This is a genomic window from Corallococcus sp. AS-1-12, from assembly GCF_020036995.1.
Taxonomy (GTDB): domain Bacteria; phylum Myxococcota; class Myxococcia; order Myxococcales; family Myxococcaceae; genus Corallococcus.
Genome location: NZ_JAIQDD010000052.1, coordinates 1 through 21,384 on the forward strand (window position 1 = coordinate 1; position 21,384 = coordinate 21,384).

A 21,384-nucleotide genomic window follows, 5' to 3' on the forward strand; every position below is an offset into this window, starting at 1 on the left:
ACCCAGCTCATGTCCCGAGTGCGCGCCACCTTCCGGCGGGAGCTGCCCGTGCGTGCGCTGTTCGAGGCCCCCACCGTGGCGGGCCTTGCCCTGCGCATCGACGCCGCTCACTCCTCCGCGGTGCAGCCGCCTCAGATCATTCCCAGGATGCGCGCCACCACCGCGCCCCTGTCCTTCGCTCAGCAGCGGCTCTGGTTCCTGGATCAGCTCACGCCGGGAGATGCGTCGTACAACATCTCCAGTGCGCTGAGCTTGAAGGGCCACGTGGACGTGGAGTCCCTGCGTCGCGCCTTCGAGGCACTGGTCACCCGCCACGAAGCCCTGCGCACGACCTTCCGCGAGCACCAGGGTGACGCCCTCCAGTCCATCCACCCTTCGGGCGCGTGGACCTTGCCGCTGCATGACGTGTCCGCCCTACCGGAGGCGCGGCGCGAAGCCGAAGCGCGACGCCTCGTCACCGAGGACGCGCGCCAGCCATTCCAGTTGGCAGAAGGGCCGCTCCTGCGCACCGCCCTGGTTCGCGTGGGCGCGGACGATCATCTGTTGCTGGTGACGATGCATCACATCGTCTCCGACGGCTGGTCCATGGGCGTCCTCGTCCGTGAGCTGGTGGCCTTCTACGAAGCCTTCCATGCGGGCCAAAGCCCATCGCTCCCGCCACTGCCCATGCAGTACGCGGACTTCTCGACCTGGCAGCGCCAGTGGCTCCAGGGCGAGACATTGGAGACGCATCTCGGTTACTGGAAGCAGCAGCTCCAGGGGGCACCGGCCGCGCTGGAGCTGCCCACGGATCGGCCTCGCCCGCCCGTGCAGTCACACCGGGGCGCCAAGGTGGACGTGCGCATCCCTTCGGAGATCGCCCACCGACTCAAGGTCTTGGCGGGACGCGAGGGCGCCACAGCCTTCATGGTGCTGCTGTCCGCCTTCCAGGTGCTCCTGTCACGCTACGCCGCGCAGGACGACGTCAGCGTGGGCACGCCCATCGCGGGCCGCACCCAGGCGGAGACCGAGGGCCTCATCGGCTTCTTCGTCAACACGCTCGTCCTGCGCGCCCACGTGGAGCCGAAGGCGACCTTCCGCGAGCTGCTCGCGCAGGTGCGCGGCACGACCCTCACGGCCTACGAACACCAGCACGTGCCGTTCGAGAAGCTGGTGGAAGCCCTCCAGCCCGTTCGGGACACGAGCCGCAGCCCGCTCTTCCAGGTGATGTTCGCCCTGCAGAACACCCCCACCGAGGCGCTCCAGCTCCCGGGCCTCTCCCTGCGGCCACTGCCCCTGGAGGCACACTTCGCGAAGTTCGATCTCACGCTCTCCTTGCAGGAGGTTCCGGAGGGACTGGTCGGAACGCTGGAGTACGCGACGGACCTGTTCGACGCGGCGACCATCCAGCGCATGGCGGGGCATTTCGGCGTGTTGCTGGAGGCCATCGCGAAGAAGCCTGAGTCGCGGCTCGGGGAGCTGCCGCTGCTCACGGGTGCCGAGCGCCAGCAGCTTCTCGTGGACTGGAACCCGCCTGCTACGCAAGTGGAGCGTGAACCCAGTATCCCCGCGATGGTGGAAGCCCAGGTGCGTCGCACGCCGGAGGCCCTGGCTATCATCACGCCCGAGCGGCGGCTGACGTACCGGGAGCTGGACGCGAAGGCCAACCAACTCGCGCACCGTCTGCGCGGGCTGGGCGTCGGGCCCGAAGTCCGCGTCGGCCTGTGCGTCGAGCGCACCGAGGACCTCGTCATCGGAGCTCTCGGAATCCTCAAGGCCGGTGGCGCCTACGTGCCTCTGGACCCCAGCTATCCACGGGAGCGCCTGGGCTGGCTGCTGGAGGACGCGCAAGGGCCTGCGCTCGTGGCGCATTCGCACCTTCTGCAGGCCCTGCCCGAAACCACCGCCACGCCGGTGTGCCTCGACTCGGACATGGAGCTGGCGAAGCAACCGACGACGGCGCCCACGGTGGACATCCACCCGGGCCACCTCGCCTACCTCATCTACACCTCGGGCAGCACCGGCCGTCCCAAGGGCGTCGCCATCTCCCACGGCAATGCTGTGGCGTTCCTCCACTGGGCCCTGGAGACCTTCTCGCCGGAGGAACTGAAGGGCACCCTCGCCGCGACGAGCCTCAACTTCGACCTCTCCGTCTTCGAACTCTTCGCACCGTTGAGCAGCGGTGGCGCGGTGGTGGTGGCACGCAACGCCTTGCACCTGGCGGAGCTGCCTACGGCCTTCCACGTCACCCTCGTCAACACCGTGCCTTCCGCCATGGCGCAACTGCTGCGCCTGGGTGCGGTGCCGCCTTCCGTGCGCGTCATCAACCTCGCGGGCGAAGCCCTCCCGGAGACGCTCGCCAGGCAGGTCTACGCGGTGCCCACGGTTGAGAAGCTCTTCAATCTCTACGGGCCTTCCGAGGACACCACCTACTCCACCGCCTCTCTCGTCGGCCGTGACGAAGTGCCGCTCATCGGCCGCCCGCTGCCCGCGACGCGCGCTTACGTCCTGGATGCTTCGTTGCAGCCAGTGCCCGTGGGCGTCGCAGGCGAGCTGTACCTCGCGGGCGAAGGCCAGGCTCGCGGCTACCTGCTGCGCCCGGAACTCACCGCGGAGCGTTTCGTCCCGGAGCCCTACGGTCCTCCTGGTGGCCGCATGTACCGCACGGGCGACCGTGTCCGGTACCGCCTCGACGGGCGCCTGGAGTACCTCGGCCGCATCGACTTCCAGGTGAAGGTGCGCGGCTTCCGCATCGAACTGGGCGAAATCGAAGCCGCCCTCCGCCGTGCCCCGGGCCTCAAGGACGCCGTCGTCGTCGCCAAGGGCGAAGCCGCGGACAAGCGCCTCGTCGCCTACGTCACCGCTCGCGACGGCCACTCACTCGACTCCGAGGCGCTCAAGGTCCACCTCCGGCAGCGACTGCCCGAGTACATGGTCCCCTCCGCGCTCCTCGTCCTCGACGTCCTTCCCCTCAACTCCAACGGCAAGGTCGACCGCAAGGCCCTCCCCGAACCGGGGAACCTCGCGCGTTCATCCGACTTCATCGCCCCTCGGACCGACACCGAGGCGCAGCTCTCCGCCCTCTTCTCGGAGGTACTCCGCGTGGAGCGCGTGGGCATCCGGGACGACTTCTTCGCCCTCGGCGGCCACTCCCTGCTGGCCACCCAGCTCGTCTCGCGCGTGCGGGCGACGTTCGCGCTGGAGCTGCCGCTGCGCGCCCTCTTTGAAGCCCCCACCGTGGAGGCGCTCGCGACGAAGCTCGACAGCGCCCAGCGCTCCGAGCAGCGTCTGCCGACCCTGCGGCCCTCCTCGACTGAACGTGCCCTGCCGCTCTCGTTCGCGCAGCAGCGGCTCTGGTTCCTGGATCAGCTCTCCCCGGGCGATGCGTCCTACAACATCCCCACGGCGCTGCGTCTGACGGGCCGGGTGGACGTGGAGTCCCTGCGCCGCGCCTTCGAAGCACTGGTCGCCCGCCACGAATCCCTGCGCACCACCTTCCTGGAAGATCAGGGCCAGGCCACCCAGCGGATCCACGCGCCCGCGGCATGGACCCTGCCGCTCATCGACGTCTCCAACCTGCCGGAAGCGCAGCGCGAGTCCGAGGCCCAGCGCCGGGTCGCCGAGGACGCCCGGCAGCCGTTCCACCTGGAGCGCGGACCGCTGCTGCGCACGTCGCTCGTGCGGCTCTGGGAAGAGGAGCACCTGCTGCTGGTGACGATGCACCACATCGTCTCCGACGGCTGGTCCATTGGCGTCCTCGTGCGCGAACTCGTGACGCTCTACGCGGCCTTCACCCAGGGCACCTCGCCGGCGCTCGCGCCGCTGCCGCTGCAGTACGCGGACTTCGCGGCGTGGCAGCGCCAGTGGCTCCAGGGAGAAACGCTCGACGCGCAACTGGGTTACTGGAAGCAGAAGCTCGCGGGGGCGCCCGCCGCGCTGGAGCTGCTGACGGATCATCCCCGTCCGTCCATTCAATCCCACGCGGGCGCGGCCATCTCCGTCCAGCTTCCGCCCGAAACGTCCCAGTCCCTCAAGACGCTGGCCCGGCGCGAAGGGGCCACGCCCTTCATGGTGCTGCTCGCGGGTTTCCAGCTCCTCCTGTCACGCTACGCCGCGCAGGACGACGTCAGCGTGGGCACGCCCATCGCGGGCCGTACGCAGGCGGAGACCGAAGGCCTCATCGGCTTCTTCGTCAACACGCTCGTCCTGCGCGCCCATGTCGAGCCGAAGGCGACCTTCCGCGAGCTGCTCGCGCAGGTGCGCGGCACGACGCTCGCGGCCTACGAACACCAGCACCTGCCCTTCGAGAAGCTGGTCGAAGCCCTCCAGCCCGTCCGGGACCCGAGCCGCAGCCCGCTCTTCCAGGTGATGTTCGCCCTGCAGAACGCGCCCTCCGAGGACCTGCGAGTCCCCGGCCTCACCTTCCAGCAGGTGGAGTCCGGCACGCGCTCCGCCAAGTTCGACCTCACCCTGACGCTCCAGGACTCAGCACAGGGCTTCGTGGGCTGGCTGGAGTACAGCACCGCGCTCTTCGAACAGAGCACCGTGGAGCGGATGCTCCACCATCTGCGCACGCTGCTGGAGTCCGTGGCCGCCAGGCCCGAACAGGCCCTGTCCGAACTGCCGCTGCTCTCCGGTGAGGAGCGCCAGCGCATCCTCGTGGACTGGAACGCCACCGCCGTCGCCAGCCCCATGGACGTCCCGGTCCACGTCCACTTCTCCCAGCAGGCCCGCCGCACGCCCGATGCCCTGGCGCTGGTACAGGGGGATGCGACGCTGACGTACGCGCAGCTCGAGGCCCGCGCCAACCAGCTCGCCCATCACCTGCGCGCCCTGGGCATCATCCCCGGCGCTCGCGTCGGCCTGGCCATCGAGCGCTCCTTCGAGATGGTGACCGCGCTCCTCGCCATCCTCAAGGCGGGCGCGGCCTTCGTCCCCGTGGACCGCAATGCGCCCGTGGACCGCATCGCGATGCTGCTGGAGGACGCGGACGTGGACGTGGTGCTCACGCATCAGCCCTTCGCCTCCAAGCTGCCGGCCTCCGGCACCCGCGTCTGGCTGGACACGCAGCAGGACGTCTTGTCCGCGCTGCCCACGCACGCGCCAGAGTCCTTCGTGGAGGGCGAGTCCCTCGCCTACGTGATGTTCACCTCGGGCTCCACGGGCCGCCCCAAGGGCGTCAGCGTGCCGCACCGGGGCATCACCCGACTGGTGCTCGGCAGCACCTTCATGCGCTTCGGGCCCGAGGAGGTCTGGCTCCAGTACGCGCCCGTGGCCTTCGACGCGTCCACGCTCGAAATCTGGGGCGCGCTGCTGCACGGCGCGAAGCTGGTCCTCCCGCCGCCCCACGCGCTCTCCCTGGAGGAGCTGGCCGAACAACTGCGTCGACACCGGGTGACGGCGCTGTTCATCACGACCGCGCTGTTCGAGCAGATGGTCCTCCTCCAGGGAGAAGCCCTGGCGGAGGTGCGCCAGGTCCTCACGGGCGGAGACGTGATGCCCTGGTCACGCCTGCGCGACCACCTCCCCCGCCTCGTCGAGGGAGCGACGCTGTTCCACGCCTACGGCCCGACGGAGAACACCACCTTCTCCACCACCCTGCCGTTGCACCGCGACACGCGCGTGGAGGGACCGGTCTCCATCGGCCGTCCCATCCCGAACTCCACGGCCTATGTGTTCGACGCGCACCTGCACCCGGTGCCCGTGGGCGTCGCGGGCGAGGTGTACGTGGGAGGCCCCGGCCTCGCGTGGGGCTACCTCCACCGCCCGGACCTGACCGCGGAGCGCTTCGTCCCCCACCCCTTCGCCTCCACCCCGGGCGAGCGCCTCTACCGCACGGGCGACAAGGCCCGCTGGCGGGAGGACGGCACGCTCGACTTCCTGGGCCGCGTCGACTTCCAGGTGAAGGTGCGCGGCTTCCGCATCGAGCTGGGCGAAATCGAAGCCGCCCTGCGCGCCTTCACCGGCGTCAACGAGGCCGTCGTCGTGGCACGCGGCGCTGACGCGGACAAGCGCCTCATCGGCTACCTCACCGCGCATGAAGGCCCAGCTTTGGACCTGGAAGCGCTGCGGGTCCACCTGCGGCAGCGGCTGCCGGAGTACATGGTGCCCGCCTCGCTCCTGGTGCTGGACGCGCTGCCCCTCAACGCCAACGGCAAGGTGGACCGCAAGGCCCTGCCGGAGCCGGGGGACGCACCGCGCGCGGCCTCCTACGTCGCGCCGCGCTCGTCCACCGAGACCCGGCTCGCGACCCTCTTCGCGGAAGTGCTCCGCGTGGAGCGGGTGGGCATCCAGGACGACTTCTTCGCGCTGGGCGGGCACTCCCTGCTGGCCACCCAGCTCGTGTCGCGCGTGCGCGCCGCGTTCGGCGTCGAGCTGCCGCTGCGGGCCCTGTTCGGAGCGCCCACCGTCGAGGCGCTCGCGCCGATGCTCGAGAAGGCTCCGTCCTCCGCGCTTCGTGCTCCGCCGCTGCGGCCCGCGGCCCGCGAAGGGGACATTCCGCTCTCCTTCGCGCAGCAGCGGCTGTGGCTGTTGGATCAGCTCCAGCCCGGTGATGCGTCGTACAACATCCCCACCGCCCTGCGGCTGACGGGCCGGGTGGACGTGGACGCGCTGCGAGGCGCTTTCGAGGCGCTGATCGCCCGCCACGAGTCCCTGCGCACCACGCTCGCCGCGTCACACGAGGCGCCGTCGCAGCGGATCCAGGCCGCGTCGGCGTGGGAGCTGCCCGTCGTGGACCTGAGCGCGCTGCCCCAGGAGCAGCGCGAGGAAGAGGCCCAGCGCATCGTGGCCGAGGAGGCCCGCCGTCCGTTCCAGCTCGCCACGGGACCGCTGCTGCGCGGGCTGCTGGTGCGCCTGGAAACGGAGGAGCACCTGCTGCTGGTGACGATGCACCACATCGTCTCCGACGGCTGGTCCATGGGCGTCCTCGTGCGCGAGATGGCGGCTTTCTACGAGGCCTTGAGCACGGGGAGCACGCCAACGCTCGCGCCCTTGCCGGTGCAGTACTCGGACTTCGCGACGTGGCAGCGGAGCTGGCTCCAGGGCGAGGTCCTGGAGGCACAACTGGACTTCTGGAAGCAGCGGTTGGCCGGTGCTCCGGCGGCGCTGGAGCTGCCCACGGACCGGCCGCGTCCGCCGGTGCAGTCCCACCGGGGCGCCACGGTGGACGTGCGGATTCCCGGCCACCTCGTGGAGGCCCTGAAGGCCCTGGCCCAGAGGGAGGGCGCCACGCCCTTCATGGTGTTCCTCGCGGCGTTCCAGGTGCTGCTGTCGCGCTATGCCGCACAGGATGACGTCAGCGTGGGTTCGCCCATCGCCGGTCGCACCCAGGCGGAGACCGAAGGCCTCATCGGCTTCTTCGTCAACACGCTCGTCCTGCGGGCCCGGGTGGATCCGCGAGCGACGTTCCGCGAGTTGCTGGTCCAGGTGCGGGCCACGACGCTCGCGGCGTACGAGCACCAGCACCTGCCCTTCGAGAAGCTCGTGGAGGCCGTGCAGCCCACGCGTGACTTGAGCCGCAATCCGCTGTTCCAGGCGATGTTCGTCCTGCAGAACATGCCAGGTGGAGAGCTGCGCCTGCCGGGCCTGTCCATGCGGACGCTGCCGTTGGAAACGCGCTTCGCGAAGTTCGATCTCTCCCTGGGGCTGAGAGAGGCCCCCACGGGCATGATGGGTACGCTGGAGTACGCGACGGACCTGTTCGACGCGGCGACCATCCAACGCATGGCGGGCCATTTCGGCGTGCTGCTGGAGGCCATCGCGACGAAGACTGAGTCGCGGCTCGGGGACCTGCCGTTGCTCACGAATGCTGAGCGCCAGCAGCTCCTCGTCGAATGGAACCCACCCGCCTCGCAGGTGGCGAGCGAACCCAGCATCCCCGCGATGGTGGAAGCCCAGGTGCGTCGCACGCCGGAGGCCCTGGCGGTCATCACGCCCGAGCGGCGGCTGACGTACCGGGAGCTGGACGCGAAGGCGAACCAACTCGCGCACCGTCTGCGCGGCCTGGGTGTCGGGCCCGAAGTCCGTGTCGGCCTGTGCGTCGAGCGCACCGAGGACCTTGTCATCGGTGCCCTCGGCATCCTCAAGGCCGGTGGCGCCTACGTGCCGCTGGACCCCAGCTACCCGCGGGAGCGCCTGGGCTGGCTGCTGGAGGACGCCCAGGGCCCCGCCCTCGTGGCGCATTCGCACCTGCTCTCGGCGCTGCCCGAAACCAGCGCCACGCCCGTGTGCCTCGACTCGGACGTGGAGCTGGTGAAGCAGCCGACGACGGCGCCCACGGTGGACATCCACCCGGCCCACCTCGCCTACCTCATCTACACCTCCGGCAGCACCGGCCGTCCCAAGGGCGTCGCCATCTCCCACGGCAATACTGTGGCGTTCCTCCACTGGGCCCTGGAGACCTTCTCGCCGGAGGAACTGAAGGGCACGCTCGCCGCGACGAGCCTCAACTTCGACCTCTCCGTCTTCGAGCTCTTCTCTCCGTTGAGCAGCGGTGGCGCGGTGGTGGTGGCTCGCAACGCCTTGCACCTGGCGGAGCTGCCCACCGCCTCCCATGTCACCCTCGTCAACACGGTGCCCTCCGCCATGGCGCAACTGCTGCGCCTGGGCGCGGTGCCGCCTTCCGTGCGCGTCATCAACCTCGCGGGCGAAGCCCTGCCCGAAACGCTCGCGAGGCAGGTGTACGCGGTGCCCACCGTCGAGAAGCTCTTCAACCTCTACGGCCCGTCCGAGGACACCACCTACTCCACCGCGTCTCTCGTCGGCCGTGACGAACTACCTCTCATCGGCAGGCCCCTGCCCGCGACACGGGCCTACGTGCTGGATGCTTCGTTGCAGCCAGTGCCTGTGGGTGTCGCAGGCGAGCTGTACCTCGCAGGCGAAGGCCAGGCTCGCGGCTACTTGCTGCGCCCGGACCTCACCGCGGAGCGCTTCGTCCCCGAGCCCTACGGGCCTCCCGGTGGCCGCATGTACCGCACGGGCGACCGTGTCCGTTACCGCCTCGACGGGCGGCTGGAGTACCTCGGCCGCATCGACTTCCAGGTGAAGGTGCGCGGCTTCCGCATCGAGCTAGGCGAAATCGAAGCCGCCCTCCGCCGCGCTCCAGGCCTCAAGGACGCCATCGTTGTCGCCAAGGGTGAGGCCGCCGACAAGCGCCTCGTCGCCTACGTCACGCCCAAGGCGAATGCCTCACTGGAAGTGGAGGCACTCAAGACGCACCTGCGTCAGGGCCTCCCTGAGTACATGGTCCCCACCACCTTCGTGGTGCTGGAGGCCCTGCCTCTCAACTCCAACGGCAAGGTCGACCGCAAGGCCCTCCCGGAGCCGGAGGCGCCTCAGTCCGGCAATACCTACGAAGCGCCTCGCACGGAGGTCGAAGCGAAGCTGGCCTCCATCTGGGCGGAAGTCCTCCGTCTGCCCCAGGTGGGCGTGAAGGACTCCTTCTTCGAGCTGGGTGGCCACTCGCTGCTGGCCACCCAGGTGGTGTCCCGCGTGCGCGCGGACCTGGGTATCGAGCTTCCCCTGCGGGCCCTCTTCGAATCCTCCACGGTGGAGGCCCTGGCCACGAGGCTGCACGGGAGCGCGAGCCCCCAGGCTCCGAAGCTCACTCGCACCGCGCACGAGGGACCGCTGCCGCTGTCCTTCGCGCAGCAGCGGCTGTGGCTCTTGGATCAGCTCCAGCCGGAGGATGCGTCCTACAACCTTCCGGCTGCGCTTCAGCTCTCGGGGCACCTGGACGTGGAGGCCCTGCGTCGCGCGTTCGAAGCGCTCGTCGCCCGTCACGAGTCGCTGCGCACCACCTTCCACGAGCATCAGGGGCAGCCCACGCAGCGGATCCAGGCTGCGGCGGCATGGACGCTGCCAATCAAGGATCTCTCGTCGTTGCCCGAGGATGAGCGGGAGAAGGAGGCCCGGAAGCTGGCCGATGAGGAGGCCCGGCGTCCCTTCCACCTCGCAACGGGTCCCCTGCTGCGCAGTGCGCTGGTGCGGCGGCGCGAGGACTCGCACCTGTTGCTCGTGACGATGCACCACATCGTCTCCGACGGCTGGTCCATGGGTGTGCTCGTCCGTGAGCTCATCTCGCTGTACGCCGCTTTCCACGACAGCAAGCAGCCCAGCCTCACGCCACTGCCCGTGCAGTACGCGGACTTCGCCGTCTGGCAGCGGAACTGGCTCCAGGGCGAGGCGCTGGAGGCGCAGCTCTACTACTGGAAGCAGCAGCTCTCTGGAGCACCCGCCGCGCTGGAGTTGCCCACGGACCGGCCGCGTCCTCCCGTGCAGTCCCACCGGGGCGCCACGGTGGAGGTGCGCATCCCGGAGGACGTCGCCCGTGCGCTCAAGGGTCTCGCGGGACGCGAGGGCGCAACGCCCTTCATGGTGCTGCTCGCGGCGTTCCAAGTGCTGCTGTCGCGATACTCCGCACAGGATGACATCAGCGTGGGCTCGCCCATCGCGGGTCGCACCCAGGCGGAGACCGAGGGACTCATCGGCTTCTTCGTCAACACGCTGGTGCTGCGCGCCCAGATCCAACCACGCGCCACGTTCCGGGAGCTGCTGACCCAGGTGCGCGGCACGACCTTCGCGGCGTACGAGCACCAGCACCTGCCCTTCGAGAAGCTCGTCGAAGCTGTGCAGCCCACGCGGGACCTGAGCCGCAGCCCGCTGTTCCAAGCCATGTTCGTCTTGCAGAACACACCCACCGAGGCGCTGCGTCTGCCCGGCCTGTCCTTCCAGTCCCTGCCGCTGGAGGCTCGCTTCGCAAAGTTCGATCTCTCCCTCGCATTGCAAGAGGTCCAAGGCGGACTGGTCGGAACGCTGGAGTACGCGACGGACCTGTTCGACGCGGTGACCATCCAGCGCATGGCGGGCCATTTCGGCATGCTGCTGGAGGCCATCGCGAAGAAGCCTGAGTCGCGGCTCGGGGACCTGCCGTTGCTCACGAATGCTGAGCGCCAGCAGCTCCTGGTCGAATGGAACTCGCCCGCCTCGCAGGTGGCGCTTGAACCCAGCATCCCCGCGATGGTGGAAGCCCAGGTGCGCCGCACGCCGGATGCCCTGGCCGTCATCACGCCAGAGCGGAAACTGACGTACCGGGAGCTGGACGCGAAGGCCAATCAACTCGCGCACCGTCTGCGCGGCCTGGGTGTCGGGCCCGAAGTCCGCGTCGGCCTGTGCGTCGAGCGTACCGAGGACCTCGTCATCGGAGCCCTTGGCATCCTCAAGGCCGGTGGAGCCTACGTGCCGCTGGACCCCAGCTACCCGCGTGAGCGCCTGGGCTGGCTGCTGGAAGACGCTCAGGGGCCTGCCCTCGTGGCGCATTCGCACCTTCTGCAGGCCCTGCCGGAGACCACTGCCACACCGGTGTGCCTCGACACGGACGTGGAGCTGGCGAAGCAGCCCACCACTGCGCCCACGGTGGACATCCACGCCGGGCACCTCGCCTACCTCATCTACACCTCCGGCAGCACCGGTCGCCCTAAGGGTGTCGCCATCTCCCACGGCAACGCCGTCTCCTTCCTCCACTGGGCCCTGGAGACTTTTACCCCCGAGGAGTTGAAGGGCACCCTCGCCGCGACGAGCCTCAACTTCGACCTCTCCGTCTTCGAGCTCTTCGCTCCGCTCTCCAGCGGTGGCGCGGTGGTGGTGGCACGCAACGCCCTGCACTTGGCGGAGCTGCCTACGGCCTCCCACGTCACCCTCGTCAACACGGTGCCCTCAGCCATGGCTCAGTTGCTGCGCCTGGGCGCGGTGCCGCCTTCCGTGCGCGTCATCAACCTCGCGGGCGAAGCCCTGCCCGAGACACTCGCCAAGCAGGTCTACGCGGTGCCCACCGTGGAGAAGCTCTTCAACCTCTACGGGCCTTCCGAGGACACCACCTACTCCACCGCCTCTCTCGTCGGCCGTGACGAGGTGCCCCTCATCGGCAGGCCGCTGCCCGCGACGCGGGCTTACGTGCTGGATGCTTCGTTGCAGCCGGTGCCCGTCGGTGTCGCGGGCGAGCTGTACCTCGCAGGCGAAGGCCAGGCTCGCGGCTACCTGCTGCGCCCGGACCTCACTGCGGAGCGCTTCGTGCCGGAGCCCTACGGGCCTCCCGGCGGCCGCATGTACCGCACGGGCGACCGTGTCCGTTACCGCCCCGACGGGCGCCTGGAGTACCTCGGCCGCATCGACTTCCAGGTGAAGGTGCGTGGCTTCCGCATCGAACTGGGCGAAATCGAGGCCGCGCTTCGCCGCGCTCCAGGCCTCAAGGACGCTGTCGTCGTCGCCAAGGGTGAGGCCGCGGATAAGCGCCTCGTCGCCTACGTCACTGCTCGCGACGGCCACTCACTCGACTCCGAGGCGCTCAAGGTCCACCTCCGGCAGCAACTGCCCGAGTACATGGTTCCCTCCGCGCTCCTCGTCCTCGACGCCCTGCCCCTCAACTCCAACGGCAAGGTCGACCGCAAGGCCCTGCCGGAGCCCGACGCTCACGCCGTCGAGGCCCGGGATTTCGTCGCGCCCCGCGATGCGCTCGAGATGCAGCTCGCCCGCATCTGGGAGGACGTCCTCGGCGTCCGCTCCGTCGGCGTCCGGTCCAGCTTCTTCGAGCTGGGGGGACACTCCCTGCTCGCCGTTCGCATGATCGCGTCCATCCGTGAGCGTCTCGGCCTCAGCCTCCCTCTCTCCGTCCTCTTCCAACAGCCCACTGTCGAGAAGCTCGCCCAGGTGCTGCGCGACGACACACAGGCCTGGACGCCCCTTGTTCCCCTGGAGCGCGGAGAGCCTGGACAGCGGCCCCTCTTCCTCGTCCACCCTGGTGGCGGCAACGTCCTGGCCTACTCGGAGCTGGCGCGCAGACTCGGCCCGTCACTGCCCGTCTTTGGCCTCCAGTCACGCGGTCTCGACGGGCGCCCCGTCGTCGACTCCATCGAGGAGATGGCCGCCCTCTACCTCGAAGCCATCCGCACCGTGCAGCCGCGGGGCCCCTACCAGTTGGGAGGCTGGTCCCTCGGTGGCGTCATTGCCTACGAGATGGCCCGCAGGCTGCGCGAGGCTGGCGAAGCCGTGGAACTGCTCGCGCTCATCGACGCCCACGTGCCCGGCATCACGCCGCCTTCCGAGACAGCGCCCCACTTCTCATCCGAAGCCCGAGTGCGGATCGCCTTCGCCCAGACCACGGCCACCGCCTTCGGCCAGGAGCTCTCCATGTCGGCCGAAGCGCTGGCACAAGGCGACGACGCCGCGATGCTGGACCACCTGCTCCAGGAAGGAGTCCGAGCGCGCATCCTCGACGCGCACTCCGGGGCCACCCAGCTTCGCGCCCTCTTCCGCGTCTTCCAGGCCAACCTCTTCGCACAGGAGAAGTACGAGCCCCAGCCGTACGACGGCACCGCCCTGCTGCTGAGCGCCAGCGAGGCCGCGGACGCGCTCCCGGTTCATCGCGGGTGGGAGTCCCTCGTCCGTGGCGGCCTGGAAGTGCACGTCGTCCCAGGCAGCCACCATGAGCTGCTACAGGACCCGCACCTCGGGCCCATCGTGGAGCGACTGCGTCTGATCCTCGCCCGTGCGGCGGGCGGCGAGCCGCGCACGACCTCGGGAGGTTGAACCCCGGCCGCCCCGCGCCGGCCTGTTCAGGCGCGGGGGCTCGTCACCTGAGATCCGGCTTTTGCGGTCGAGTCGCGCGCTGACGTCAGAGCTCCCTCCTATGGTGAGGGCTGTAAACACGGGGATTTATTCATCCCCCGGGTTGTGCCCGAGGAGCGCCGAGTCGTCCTCATGACACGCCATGTCGTTACCGAATAATGTAACCACTGCGAATTTGCCCACCGCCGCGCTTCCCCCGTGAGAGCGGCTCAGGACGGCAATCCAGCATCAACTGCAGTCTGAGAAATCACGAGTGCCACCGTCCCGGGTGGTGCTCGTGCGCCATGGCATCCCCCAGTGCGGAGTACACGAGATGAGCCAGGATCTGTCGAAGCGGATCGCCAACCTCTCACCGGAAAAGCGCGCCGAGTTGCTCAAGAAGATGGCCGCGCAGAAGGCCACCGCCGGCAACTCCGTCCAAGGCCTCATCCCGGTACAGGACCGCTCGCGTCCGCTGCCTCTCTCCTTCGCGCAGCAGCGACTCTGGTTCATTGATCAACTGCAGCCCGGCACCTCCCTCTTCAACGTGCCCATGGCGGTGCGCCTTGAGGGTGCGCTCGACGTAGCCGTGCTGGAGCGCGCGTTGCGCGAAGTGGTGCGCCGGCATGAGGTGCTCCGCACCACCTTCCGCGAGGACGTCTCCGGCCCCGTGCAGGTGGTGTCCGCGGAGCCGGTGCTCACCCTGGAACACCTCGACCTCCAGGGCTCGCCGCCGGACAAAGCCTGGCGGCTGGCGCGTGAAGCCGCGGCCCAACCCTTCGACCTCGCGAAGGGCCCGCTGCTGCGTGCGCTGCTGCTGACGTCGGCGCCGGGAGAGCATCTGCTCGTCGTGGTGGTGCACCACATCGTCTCCGACGGCTGGTCCATGACGCTGCTGGTGCGCGAGGTGGCGCTCCTCTACGGCGCCTTCGCGCGAGGCCAGGCGGTGCCCCTGCCCCCGCTGGGCATTCAGTACGCGGACTTCGGCGTCTGGCAGCGCGAGTGGCTGCAGGGCCCTCGGCTGGAGAAGCAGCTCGACTACTGGAAGCGGCAGTTGGCCGGAGTGCCCTCCGCGCTGGAGTTGCCCACGGACTTCCCCCGCCCCTCGGAGCGCGATGGCCGGGGCGCGCGGCATGACGTGCTGCTGCCCCGCGAATTGACGGACGCGCTGAAGGCCCTGGCCCAACAGGAGGGTGCCTCCCTCTACATGGCGCTGCTGGCGGGCTGGCAGATGCTGATGGCTCGCTACTCCGGCCAGGAGGACGTCACCGTCGGCTCCCCCATGGCCGGCCGCACGCGCGGCGAGGTGGAGGGCCTCATCGGCCTCTTCGTCAACGCCCAGGTGCTTCGCACCCGCGTGACGGGGAGCGACTCCTTCCGCACGCTGCTGCGTCAGGTGCGCGAGACGGTGCTCGGAGCCCAGGAGCACCAGGAACTCCCCATCGAGCGCCTCGTGGAGGAGTTGAAGCCTGAGCGCATCCCGGGCCGCACTCCCTTCTTCCAGGTGATGCTCACCTACCAGGCCTCCTTCCGCACCGCCGCCTCCGTCGAGGGCGTCAAGTTGGAGGCCCTGGAGCTCGACACCTTCTCCGCCAAGTTCGACCTCACCCTCCAGGTGCTGGAGACGGAAGCGGGCCTCAAGGGCTACCTCGAGTACACCACGGACATCTTCACCCCCTCCACCGCCGCACGCATGGCGGAGCACCTGCACGTCCTCCTTCAGCAGGCGGTCGCTCAGCCGGACCAGCGTGTGTCGTCGCTGCAGTTGCTCGCGGGAGAGGAGCGACAGCGGATGCTGGTGGAGTGGAATGCCACGCGGGCGCCCTTCCCCGAAGCGTGCATGCACTCACTCTTCGAGGCACAGGTACGCCGTGCTCCGGACACGGTGGCCGCGGTCTTCGAGGGGACGCATCTGACGTACGCGCAACTGGACGCGCGCGCCAATCAGCTCGCCCATGCCTTGCGCCGTCGGGGCGTGGGCCCGGAGGTTCGTGTCGCGCTCAGCGTTGAACGCTCCCTCGACGTCGTCGTCGGGTTGCTTGGCATTCTGAAGGCCGGTGGCGCCTGGGTGCCTGTGGATCCGCTCCTGCCCCGGGAGCGCCTGGCCTTCATGCTGGAGGACAGCGCGGCCCAGGTGCTCGTCACCCAGCAGCCACTGGTGGACCGCCTCCCCGAAGCGCTGCATGCCCGCGCGCTCTGCCTGGATACGGAGCGCGAGGCGCTCTCCGCCGAGCCGACGGATGCGCCCGCGACGGGCGTGACGCCCGCGAACATGGCGTACCTGCTCTACACCTCGGGCAGCACGGGGACGCCCAAGGGCACGGCAGTGGAGCACCGCAGCGTCGCCAACCTCGTTACCCACGAAGCGGTGGCGTACGGCATCGGCCCCGGCAGCCGCGTGTTGCAGTTCGCCAGCCTCAGCTTCGACCTCTCCGTGGAGGAGATTTTCACCACGCTCTGCAACGGCGCCACGCTGGTGCTCGCGCCGCTGGAGAAGCTGATGCCGGGCGCCCCGCTGCCCCTGCTGCTGCGTGAGCAGGAGCTGAGTGTCGTCAGCCTCACTCCCGCGGCGCTGGCGGCCACGTCCTCCGAGGCCCTGCCAGAGGTGCGCACCGTCATCTCCGGCGGCGAAGCCCTGCCCGCGGACGTCGTCGCGCGTTGGGCTCCGGGACGGCGCCTGCTCAACACCTATGGCCCCACTGAAGCCACCGTCATCGCCACTTTCGGTGAGGTGGTGGCGGATGGAAGTGTGCCCTCCATCGGCAAGCCCCTGGCGAACGTGCGCGTCTACGTGCTGGACACGTACGGGCAGCCTGTGCCCGTGGGCGTGCGCGGTGAGTTGCACATCGGCGGCGTGGGCGTGGCACGTGGCTACGCGGGACGGCCGGGCCTCACTGCAGAGCGCTTCGTGCCGGACGCATTCTCCGGTGAGGAAGGGGCTCGCCTCTACCGCACGGGTGACGTGGTGCGCTGGCGCGCGGATGGCCAACTGGACTTCGTTGGCCGCATCGACGCCCAGGTGAAGGTGCGTGGCTTCCGCATCGAGCTGGGTGAAGTCGAGAATGCCCTGCGCGCTGCCCCTGCCGTGAAGGACGCCGTCGTGCTCGCCCGCGAGGACGCTCCGGGTGACAAGCGGCTGGTGGCCTACGTCGTGGGTGAATCGCTCGACGTCTCCGCCCTCCGCGCGCACCTCAAGCAGCACCTGCCTGAGTACATGGTGCCCGCCGCCTTCGTCCCTCTGGAGGCACTGCCGCTGACGTCCAATGGCAAGGTGGACCGCAAGGCCCTCCCGGCTCCGGACACCAGCGTGCTCCGGGCCTCACATGCTTACGAGGCGCCGGCCACGCCGCTGGAGGAGAAGCTCGCGGCACTCTGGAGCGAAGTGCTGCGCGTCCCCACCGTGGGCCGCACGGACAACTTCTTCGAACTGGGGGGCCACTCGTTGCTCGCCACGCAGTTGGTGGCCCGCGTGCGCGCCGCGCTCGACGTGGAGTTGCCCCTCCGCGCCCTCTTCGAGGCCCCCACCATCGCGGCCCTGGGTGAACGCCTCCAGCGCGCCGCGACCGGCACGCGCCTGCCCTCCCTGACGCGCACGCGCACCGAAGGCCCCCTGCCTCTCTCCTTCGCGCAGCAGCGGCTCTGGTTCCTCGACCAACTGACCCCGGATGACGCGTCCTACAATCTGCCCGTCGCGCTGCGCCTTCTGGGCCGACTGGACGTGGAGGCGCTTCGCAGTGCCTTCGAAGCGCTCGTGGCACGCCATGAAGCGCTGCGCACCACCTTCTTCGAAGAGGAGGGCCAGCCCTTCCAGCGCATCCATGCCCCGGCCACTTGGGCGCTCCCGGTCGAAGACCTCTCTTCCCTGCAGGAGTCGGCGCGCGAGGCGGAGGTGTTGCGACTTGCCACCCGTGAGGCCCGGCAGCCCTTCCACCTCGTCCACGGGCCCCTGCTTCGCACGGCCCTCCTCAAGCTCTCGGAGGACTCTCACGTCCTCCTCGCGACGATGCACCACATCGTCTCCGACGGCTGGTCCATGGGCGTCCTCATCCGTGAACTGGCGAGCCTCTATGAGTCCTTCAGTGGTGGCCGGGCGCCTTCTCTTCCTCCGCTGCCCGTGCGGTACGCCGACTTCGCCCTCTGGCAGCGTCAGTGGCTTCAGGGGGAGACGCTGGAGTCACAGCTCGGATACTGGAAGCGCCAGTTGGCCGGTGCCCCCGCCGCGCTGGAGCTGCCCACCGACCGTCCGCGTCCGGCCGTGCAGTCCCGTCGCGGCGCCACGCTGCCCGTGCACTTCCCCTCGCACCTGACGGACTCGCTGCGCAGCCTCGCCCAGCGTGAAGGCGCAACCCCCTTCATGCTGCTGCTCGCCGCCTTCCAACTGCTGCTGTCGCGCTACTCCGGCCAGGACGACATCTCCGTCGGCTCCCCCATCGCGGGCCGCACCCACGCCGAAGCCGAGAGCCTCATCGGCTTCTTCGTCAACACGCTGGTGTTGCGCACCCACGTGCGCCCGGAGGAGTCCTTCCGCCAGCTTCTCTCCCAGGTGAAGGCCACCACCCTCGCCGCCTACGAGCACCAGCACGTCCCCTTCGAGAAGCTGGTGGAGGTCCTCCAACCCTCCCGTGACTTGAGCCGCAGCCCCCTCTTCCAGGTGATGCTCGTCCTGCAGAACGCACCCGCCGAGGCACTTCGCGTTCCGGGCATGGCCTTCCAGCCCATTCCCCTGGAGGGCAACTCCTCCCGCTTCGATTTGGCCCTCACCCTCTTCGAGGTGCCCCAGGGCCTCACCGGCTTCCTCGAGTACAGCTCCGACCTCTTCGACGCCTCCTCCGTCCAGCGCCTCATGCGCCACTTCGGCGTCCTCCTCTCCTCCCTCGCCTCCCAGCCGGACGCTCGCGTGTCCTCGCTGGAAGTCATGACGGCCGAGGAGCGGCAGCAGCTCCTCGTCGAGTGGAATGAGACGGACGTCGCCTTCCCTCGCGACACCTGCATCCACCACGTCGTCGCTGGGCACGCTCGCCGCTCGCCTGACGCGGTTGCTGTGCGCATGGGGGACAGGAGCGTCAGCTACGCGGGCCTCGATGCCTGGGCGCACGGACTCGCCGTCCAACTGCATGCGGCCGGTGTCTCCCGTGGCAGTCGCGTCGCCGTCCTCGCGGAGCGCTCCGCGGAGTTGGTGGCGGGCCTCCTGGCCGCCCTCAAGGTGGGCGCGGCCTATGTCCCCGTCTCTCCGGGTGTCCCTCCGGAGCGCCTTGCATTCATGCTGGAGGACTGCGGCGCCTCCGTCCTCCTCACCCAGCAGCACCTGCGCGACTCGCTGCCCGCCCTCTCCGCTCGCGTCCTCGCGCTTGAAGCGGAGCCTGTTGCGGCTCAGCAGCCGCTGCCGGTGACGCCCGTGGGCCCGGAGGATTTGGCCTACGTCATCTATACGTCCGGCAGTACCGGCCGCCCCAAGGGCGTCGCCGTCCACCATCGCGCGTTGATGAACCTCGTCTCCTGGCACCAGCGCACCTATTCGCTGTCGCCCCAGGACTCCACCGCCCTCACCGCCGGCGTCGCCTTCGACGCGTCCACCTGGGAGGTGTGGCCCTCGTTGGCTTCCGGCGCCAGCCTCGTCATCCCTCCGGAAGCCGTGCGTGCGGAGCCCTCCCAGTTGCTTCAGTGGCTGGCCCGCGAGGCCATCACCACCTGCTTCATGCCCACCCCTCTGGCCGAGGCCGTCCTCCGCGAGGAGTGGCCCCACCCCATGGCCCTGCGCGCCCTGCTGACGGGGGGAGATGCCCTGCACCACGGCCCGCCGCCTTCCGTCCCCGCCACCCTCTTCAACCACTACGGGCCCACCGAGAGCACCGTCGTCGCTACCTTCACCCCCGTCACCCGAGACGACGGCACGCGGCCTCCCATCGGCCGCCCCATCGCCAACACCCGCACCTACGTCCTCGACAGGAGTCTCCAGCCAGTGCCCGTGGGTGTCGCGGGAGAGCTCTTCCTCGCCAGTGAGGGCCTCGCCTGGGGCTACCTGGGCCAGCCCGCCCTCAGTGCCGAGCGCTTCATCCCCCACCCCTTCTCCTCCACCCCGGGTGCCCGCCTCTACCGCACCGGCGACGTCGTGCGCTGGCGCCCCGACGGCCAACTGGACTACCTCCAGCGGCTCGACTTCCAGGTGAAGGTGCGCGGCTTCCGCATTGAGTTGGGCGAAATCGAGGCCTCCCTCCTCGCCCACGCTTCCGTGCATGAAGCGGCCGTCCTCGCCCGTGAGGATGTCCCCGGCGACAAGCGCCTCGTTGCCTACGTCGTGCCCATTTCAGGCCAGCAGTTGGACACCTCGGCGGTGCGCACGTTCCTCAAGGAGCGGCTGCCCGAGTACATGGTGCCCGCCACCTTCGTTGTCTTGGAGGCCCTTCCCCTCAGCCCCAACGGCAAGGTGGACCGCAAGGCCCTCCCCGTCCCGGAGGCCTCGCCTCTCGCGGACTTCATCGCGCCTCGCGACGCCACCGAAGAGAAGCTCGCGGACGTCTTCGCCCAGGTCCTGCGCGTGGAGCGCGTGGGCGTCCACGACGACTTCTTCTCGCTCGGAGGCCACTCGCTGCTGGCCACACAGCTCGTCTCCCGCGTCCGTGCCGTCTTCGGCACGGAGCTGCCCCTCCGTGCCCTCTTCGAGGCCCCCACCGTCGCCGCCCTCGCCGAGCGTCTGCGCACCGTCACCGCTGGCTCACGACTCCCGCCGCTTCCAGTCGCCACCCACGAGGGCCCGCCGCCCCTGTCCTTCGCGCAGCAGCGGCTGTGGCTGTTGGATCAGCTCCAACCGGGCAGCGCCGCGTACAACATTCCCGCCGCCCTTCGCTTGAAGGGCCACGTGGACGTCGAGTCCCTGCGCCGTGCCTTCGAGACGCTGGTCGCTCGTCATGAGACGCTGCGCACCACCTTCTTCCAGCACCAGGGCCAGCCCGCGCAGCGCATCCACTCGCCCGGGACTTGGACACTGGCCCTGCTCGACGTGTCCTCGGTGCCCGAGGCCCAGCGGGAGGGAGAGGCACGCCGCCTCGCGAACCTGGAGGCCCGGCGTCCCTTCGACCTGGAGGCGGGGCCGCTCCTGCGCACGTCGCTGGTGCGCTTGGGTGACGCGGAGCACCTGCTGCTGGTGACGATGCACCACATCGTCTCCGACGGCTGGTCCATGAGCGTCCTCGTCCGTGAACTCACCGCGCTCTACGCGGCGTTCCATACGGATCAACTGCCCACCCTCGCGCCGCTGCCCGTGCAGTACGCGGACTTCTCCGTCTGGCAGCGCTCATGGCTCCAGGGCGAAACGCTGGAGACCCAGCTCGCCTACTGGAAGGAGAAGCTCACGGGAGCTCCCGCCGCGCTCGACCTGCCCACCGACCGTCCGCGTCCGCCCGTGCAGTCACATCGAGGCGCCGCAGTGGACATGCGCGTCCCCGCGCAGCTCTCCGAGGCCCTCAAAGCCCTGGCCCAGCGGGAAGGCGCCACGCCCTTCATGCTGCTGCTCTCGGCCTGGCAACTGCTCCTTTCGCGCTACTCCGGTCAGGACGACATCAGCGTCGGAACCCCCATCGCGGGTCGCACGCAGGCGGAGACCGAGGGCCTCATCGGATTCTTCGTCAACACGCTGGTGTTGCGTGCCCACGTCCAGCCGCAGGCGACCTTCCGCCAGCTACTGGCGCAGGTGCGCGGTACGACGCTCGCGGCCTACGAGCACCAACACGTGCCGTTCGAGAAGCTGGTGGAGACCCTCCAGCCCGTGCGCGACCTGAGCCGCAGCGCCCTCTTCCAGGCGATGTT

The 21,384-nt window shown here is 69.6% G+C and carries 2 protein-coding genes; both read left to right on the plus strand.

What is annotated here, in order from left to right; all coding sequences use genetic code 11:
• Positions 1-13,563 (plus strand): non-ribosomal peptide synthase/polyketide synthase (locus K8556_RS37870; RefSeq protein WP_370640033.1); only part of this gene is annotated, 13,563 nt, incomplete at its 5' end.
• 352 nt (positions 13,564-13,915) lie between these two features.
• Positions 13,916-21,384: non-ribosomal peptide synthetase (locus tag K8556_RS37875; RefSeq protein WP_223745011.1), on the plus strand; the 7,469-nt coding region annotated here is incomplete at its 3' end.